This window comes from Candidatus Cloacimonadota bacterium (assembly GCA_011372345.1).
Lineage (GTDB): Bacteria > Cloacimonadota > Cloacimonadia > Cloacimonadales > TCS61 > DRTC01.
Genome location: DRTC01000214.1, coordinates 1 through 1,902 on the forward strand (window position 1 = coordinate 1; position 1,902 = coordinate 1,902).

Genomic DNA, 1,902 nt, shown 5'->3' on the forward strand with positions numbered 1-1,902 from the left:
AGTTGACTGGCATCAGCGGATTAGAAAACTTAAATCAAGCCAGCTAAAGCAAACTTAATTCAAGTTTTCAGTAATTCCGGTGGTTTTCGTTCAAGCACTAAATAGGAGATATGATGAATGTAGAAAAACTAAATTCACTCGCAATCAGCGAAACAGGTTTTATTTTCGATCCCACTTCCGGACATTCTTTTACGACAAATGAAGTCGGCATCGAGATCATAACTTTATTGAAAGCCGGCAAGGAAATTCAGGAAATAATCGAAGAATTGCAGGAAGAATATGCTGTTTCGGAAAATGAACTGGAAATCGATGTGATGGATTATATTCATAATTTGAAGAATTATTATCTGGTTTAGAAAACCTTCCGAAGGTTTCTTCCAGAGGAATTCTTCTAAAATCTCCGCAGGAGATTACTTAACCTTCGGAATGGTTGTATCGTTGAAATGGTTGAATTGGTTGAATTAGGGGAAAATAGTAGAAATGGTAAATTGGGAAGATGTATCCCCATCATCACGATGGGAATCGAGTAATGATGAAATCCTCAACTTGTCCAAAGTTCCTGCATATCAGCAGGAGATGATGAATATTAGGATAAGTTGACATTGTATAGAAGGATTCGACTTAATACAAGACCTTCGGCTTGTGACAATCTTCCCTCCATTTGCGAGCAAATAGTTCTATTAAGATGAAACCAAACTAGAACATCGGAATGTTCAGCATCTCTACTCATTGAGTAGAACTGATCTTCCGATTGTTCGGAAAAATGTACATCAACATTCCGAAGATTTTGCAAGCAAAAACATTCGGAAGTTGAAAAGTAGTTTCATAGGAGTCTTGAACTTTGTGAATCCTTTGTGAATCCTTTGCGTTCTTTGCGTCTTTGCGGTGAAAAAATGAGGAAAATATGAAAATAACAGTTGCAGTCAGCGGCATAAATGCGATCGATAATCCGGGACCGGGCACCGGAATAATGAAATCTCTTAAAGAAAGCTCGCTTGATGTGCGCACGATCGGTCTTGCTTATGATAACCTCGAACCGGGAATCTATCTCGATGAAATTGTCGATAAATCGTATATCATGCCGTATCCTTCCGGTGCTCGGGAATCTTTCGTCAAACGGATTCAATATATCCATTCGGTGGAAAAAATAGATGTGCTCATTTCTGCTCTCGATGCGGAACTTCCCATCTTTATCGATATCGAGCAAGATCTGGCAGAAATGGGAATCAAGATGTTGATCCCGACCAAAGAGATGTTCAAACTCCGCAATAAATCCGTTTTGAAAAAACTCTCGGTAGAAATTGGTGTGAAAAATCCCGAATATTTTACCTGCACTTCTTATGCAGATCTGATCTCTGCCATAAATGTTGTCGGATATCCGTGCATGATCAAAGGACCATTTTATGAAGCTTTCAGAGCGAAAAATCATTCGGAAGCGGAAGGACATTTCAATAAAATTGCCAATAAATGGGGTTTTCCGATCATTGTGCAGAAATTCATTCAAGGTGAAGAATACGATGTAATTGCCTGTGGAGATGGTTCTGGAAATGATTTGGGAGTTTTCGCAATCAGGAAAATGACAACTACTTCACTCGGAAAAGTCTGGAATGCAGTCAGTATTCATAATCAGAAATTGATCGACGCTACGAAAAGACTGATCACTCATCTAAATTGGAAAGGTGGATTGGAGTTTGAAGTTCTGATCGAGAATAAATCGCAGGATATTTATTTGTTGGAGATTAATCCTCGCTTTCCGGCTTGGGTTTATTTCTCTGCTGCCTGCGGGATCAATCTGCCGGAAAGGATGGTTCGTCATCTGCTGGGAATGGAATATGAAGATCATTCGGATTACAAAAGCGGGAAATTGATGATCCGCTACACGAGCGAGAAGATAAAAGATAT

At 39.3% G+C, this 1,902-nt stretch carries 2 protein-coding genes; both read left to right on the top strand.

Going from position 1 to position 1,902, the window contains the following annotated elements; translation table 11 throughout:
- Positions 1 to 113 precede the first annotated feature (113 nt).
- Positions 114 to 356: a PqqD family peptide modification chaperone gene (locus tag ENL20_04185; protein ID HHE37755.1), complete on the top strand. Its 243-nt coding sequence runs from the start codon at positions 114 to 116 to the stop codon at positions 354 to 356.
- A 548-nt stretch (positions 357 to 904) separates the two neighbouring features.
- Positions 905 to 1,902: ATP-grasp domain-containing protein (locus ENL20_04190; protein ID HHE37756.1), on the top strand; the 998-nt coding region annotated here is incomplete at its 3' end.